Source organism: Parafrankia sp. FMc2, from assembly GCF_041008525.1.
In the GTDB taxonomy this organism is placed as follows: Bacteria; Actinomycetota; Actinomycetes; order Frankiales; family Frankiaceae; genus Parafrankia.
Genome location: NZ_JBFLUG010000269.1, coordinates 1 through 4,662, shown reverse-complemented (window position 1 = coordinate 4,662; position 4,662 = coordinate 1). Strand labels below are relative to the sequence as shown.

2 protein-coding genes are annotated in these 4,662 nt (G+C 68.0%); both read left to right on the top strand.

All coding sequences use genetic code 11. The annotated features are described in order from the left end of the window. The first annotated feature begins 1,276 nt into the window (after positions 1–1,276). Positions 1,277–1,633: a DUF6907 domain-containing protein gene (locus tag AB1460_RS35795; protein WP_368966886.1), complete on the top strand. Its 357-nt coding sequence runs from the start codon at positions 1,277–1,279 to the stop codon at positions 1,631–1,633. Between the two features lie 1,716 nt (positions 1,634–3,349). Further along, positions 3,350–4,240 (top strand): methyltransferase domain-containing protein, encoded by an 891-nt coding sequence (locus tag AB1460_RS35790; RefSeq protein ID WP_368966885.1) that lies wholly within the window; start codon positions 3,350–3,352, stop codon positions 4,238–4,240. Positions 4,241–4,662: the final 422 nt, after the last annotated feature.

Here is a 4,662-nt window from a genome sequence, read left to right as displayed (position 1 = left end):
GGCCCTGCTCGCCCTCGCCCGCCGCCTCGTCGACGTCCTGTGGGCTCTGCTGCGTGACGGCCGCACGTTCACACCGACCGCGCCGCGACCCGCTACCGCGGCGGCTTGACACGGTCATTCAGATTCCTCTTCAGATACGCGCTGGGCAGGGCGGCGGGAGAGCCGGGCGACGACCATGGCGCGGCGTCGGTCAGGGACGTGAAGCGATCGACGGCGAGCTACAGCCGGCCCCCGTCGCCGCGGGCCTGCCGTTGGGTCTGTAGATGGGGCGATATCGGTGATGGCACCGCTCCAGGTGCGTGCCAGTGCGACACCGGCTAGGACACCCGCGTGGTCTTGCGGGACAGCAGCGCAGCAGGGCTGCGGTCAGGAGCGGTGGACATCGGGTGATCCTTCGTCACGGTGGAAGCGGAAACCGTCACACCATCGCTCAGACCGCGCCCAGTGGTCATTCCCTCCATGACGAACGATCGGTTCGAGGCGTCCTGTCTCCGGGACCTGCACGAATGCGTGCAGAGAGGGCTATCGCTTCGTGGGGGAACCGTGCGTCGCAGTAGTGGCCCGTCTGGTCGGGCTCGGCGCCGTCCTCGCCGTCGCGATCGTGGTCGTCGTCGGCGAAATAGCCCAGCGGCCTCCCTCTCTACCCGACTCGGGCAGTAAGCCGCCCTCGGCGTGGGCCTCCTGTTGCTGGTCCTGCTGGTCACCGTCGCGGGCCGGCTCGTCGGGCGGCACGACCAGCCCCGGTAGTCGCCACGACGATCCGGGGAAGCCGATTTCTGATGACGGTGGTCCAGCCGCAGGCGACGCCGGGGAGCCGGCCGTGGCATGTGAACGCGATCTCCTCCCGAGACATGCCCGCCGCACGCACCCATGGCCGCCGCTCGTCCCGTGATTCCGCTGCCGTGTCCGGTGTGGGTCGATCATCCTTCGGGGCGTATAGCCCGGGACTGCCACGAAGTGAGAGTCGATCCCGCGAGAGTTTCCCCAGCTCAAGTCGGGTCTGAAGGGACGAACAGCTTCTTCGCACTGAAGGGAATGACTATCTGGCGCGGCCGGGCGATGGTGTAGAAGTCCCGGATTGCCCACCGTCAGTGAGGGCCCCTCCCGTGAAGAGGATCTCCTACGTCACACCATGTGACCATCTCCGCCACCCGAGATCCGCGCCGTCAAACCGGCCGTATTCTCGGCGCCGGCCGCCGAGAATACGGCGCGCCGCGGTGTCGGAGGGATGCGGCGAGCCTGCGGTCGATCGCCGCATCGGATCGGCAGGCATGCCATGACCAGGGACGCTGACCGTTCCTGCCCGCCGTGGTGCAAATATGCGTCCGGCCACCTGCATCTCGAACCGGAAGGTCCAGGCGACTACCACTACTCCGAGTTCACCGTCCTGCCCCTCCCGCAGCTCCCTGGGCTGCGGGAACGAACCGAGATCCAGACGGCGATCGAGCAGCACATCACCGCCACGACCACCCACCAGCCCATGATCTGGCTCGGACTCGGTCCGGAAGGGAGAGCCAGCGAAGCGCTCACCCTTGACGAAGCCACCGCCCTCGCCGCCGCGCTCACCCGCGCGGTCGCCAGAGTCCACAACGCCCCGGGCGGGCCGGGCCTCGAACGACATGACCCCGTGTGACGCACCCCGTGCCGCTCCCGAGACGCTGACGACGGCCCTCAGCAGCCCCTGCGACCCGCGCAACCGCACGGCGGCGGCACCCCCAAACGCCGGGCCTCGGGACACCGGCGCCCTCGCTGCCTCAGTGCCCGACCCCGTCCGGCCAGCAGACAGTGCACGCGCGGCCCCGGTGGCGGTCACCGCCCACCTGCTCCTGATCGACCAGACAGGGCGAATCCTGTTGCGGCAGGCCGCCAACGGATTGTGGGGCCTACCGGCAACAGCGCTGCACTTCGATGCTCCACCTCAGCACTACCTCGCCCTCTTCGCCGGGAGGGACCTGGGGATCAAGGTCGCCGCACGCGACCTTCTGCTGGCTCACGTCAGCGCGCACAGGACCGCCGCGCACGCCGCGATCCGTCTGGTCTTCAGCGTCAGCCTCGACCAGCCGCACTGCGGACCCGCACACAGTGCTCGCCCTCAAAGGGCATCCCCAGGCAGACCCCCGGGCCGGCTGGCCCCCTGGGACGCCGAGACCCTTCCGAGGTTGCTCACGGTCACGCCGTACACCGAGACCGGCTGGGACCGCCCAGCCACCCCCATCCCACGGACATCCTCCTGATTCACCCGGTGTCACGGCTTTCCACGACGCACCGAGCGCCTCGCTGTGCGCACCGCCTCCCGTCCCCACACGCGAAGTCGATGCCGATGCCGATGCCACCATGCTGTCCCACCTGCCCTCTGCCCCATCGTCCTGCTCGCTCGCATGGGTGACCTCCTCCCACCCGCCACGCTGGCGGACGTCCTCGCCGCCCTCGCTCCTCCTATCGACCGTGCCGGGGCGCACTGGTCCGCCCTGTGCGCGGCTCTGGACGCTTACGACCGCGTCGCCGCCTCCGGACTGGACCTCGAAGAGGCCCGCCACCAGGTCGACAAAGTCGCCATGACCCTCGAAACGCTGGACGGAATCCCCGCGCCCCGGCTATGCCCACCTCTGCCAAGGGACTCGCACATGCCGGCACGCCGATGGTCCCGTGCGGCACCGTGCAATCCACGGCCATGCGCCACCCGCCGGCAGCGCCGAAACCGTGGCACCCCTGAACGCTTTCGGCGTGCACCGACACCCTCGGTAAACGCCGCTACCCCCGCCAGCCACGCCGCGGCGAATTCCGTCCCACGTCGGCGCAGCCGCGACAACGCGGCCAGCCCACAGCCACCCGCCACGGCACGCCCTTCTAATCAGTTGTCTAGCAGAAAGGACCACGAACATGCCCCCTGACCAGGACCACCCCGCCCCTGACGGAGACCACGAACCCGACGAAGAACAGTCACGTGACAGACACGAGGAATCTGCACTGCCCTTTGAGGGACGCCTGCCTTCCTGGGTCTTCCTCATCTTCGCTGCGCTCGCCGTCGCGTTCCTGATCGTCCTCCTGATGGCACCGCTCAACTCTTAGGTGGTGCCGGGCACGACCAGCCAGATGGCTGCCGCGGCTCTCCACCTGGAGTCAGGAAACCGCTCGATGTGAACGCCGAACACCCCGTGCGATGACAGTGAGATCGACACACCACTTGCCGAAAAAGGAACGACGCCACCCCCTATTCGCAGCTCACGCTAGCGGCAGCGGAGAGAAACATCGTTCCCACGTTCGGGAAAATACGCCCAATAAACAAAGCGATCATCCTGTATATACCGCCTGCCCAAAATGGGCGGCACCAACGACCGAAGAGTGACCTGTGACTGCAAAGCGTCCGACCAAGTCCGCGCGAAGCGGCCGGCCCTACAGCCGATCCAACCGCTCCGCCAATGAACACACCAACTCCGATCTGCTGATCGTGCAACGCCACGACAGGCCTGATCCCCATCACCGGCCGTCCGCATTGGCGGCCTTCGTGCTGGATGGTGCCGTCGTGCGTCCCGGGCAGGACCTGGTGGATCTGAGCCTGGGAGCAAAACTGACGTCCGCGACGCTCGCGGCCGTCCTGCCGGGCGGCAGTGTCACGACACTGACCCCCACCCCTGCGGCGCTGAGCCAGGTCCGGCCGACCCCAGAGAACGGCCAGACGTGGGGATCGGTGTGGGATTTCGCGGAACGGCCCCTGCCCCTGCCCGACGCCAGCTTCGACGCGGTCATCGGTTTCAGTGTCCTGGCGAACCTGCGCCATCCCCGCCGGATGCTGATCGACATCAACCGGGTCCTCAAACCGGGGGGCCGCCTGTCGGTCTGCGAGCTCCTGCTCGGCCGACGTCAGCCCATCGAGCTCGACGGGCTCAGCGCCCACGACCTCAGCCGTGCCGAGAAGGCCATGGCCGCCGTTCGGCCAGCTGCCCACGCCTTCACCCCGGCCCAGGCGGTCGGAAACGCGCGTCTCGCAGGGCTCGCCGAGGTCGAGTACACCGAGGACACCGTCACCGCCCCGCTGGAGAATGTGATCGCCGCCGAAGCCGCGCTGCACACCCCAGGCCCGGCCGGCGAGTCCACCTTGCAGGTGATTGGCCGGACCCTGGGCATCGCCTTCGCGCGAAGGTACTCCGAAGCCTGGCGCTCGACCGTCCGCCGACGCCCCATCCTCCTCAAGACATCCATCACCTACATCACCGCGATCAAGCCGGACGTATCCACCTGAACACTCCGGTAACGCGGTCGCCATTACCGCTTTTCCGAGACCTCACTCGTCTCGCACCCCCGACGCCTCCCCGGTAGTGAAGCGATCACGCCCCCGGCGGAGTAGGAGCCGGCAACGAGCGAAAAGACAGCCGTTCCCGCCGGTGTTTTCCCAGCTCACGTGCGGTCGGGACGGGTGAACAGCTTCTTCGTGCTGAGGGGGATGACCACCCGACGCCGGCTGGACGATGGTGTAACGGTTCCATTTTACCTACCGTCAGTGAGGACCGTTCCCATGATGATGATCGCCTGGTCGACGCATCGTGACCACCCTGCGGGTACGAGACCCGGCTCGGTCGCCCAGTCGGGCCGGCCGCGTCCGCCGAGAAGTGGTGTCATCACCGCGGAGTGCTGGTCATGGGGGCGGTCGTGAGGGGGGCGGAG

Coding starts and splice junctions, on each gene's coding strand:
- AB1460_RS35795 (WP_368966886.1), top strand. CDS start 1,277: ATGACCAGGGACGCTGACCGTTCCTGCCCGCCGTGGTGCAAATATGCG.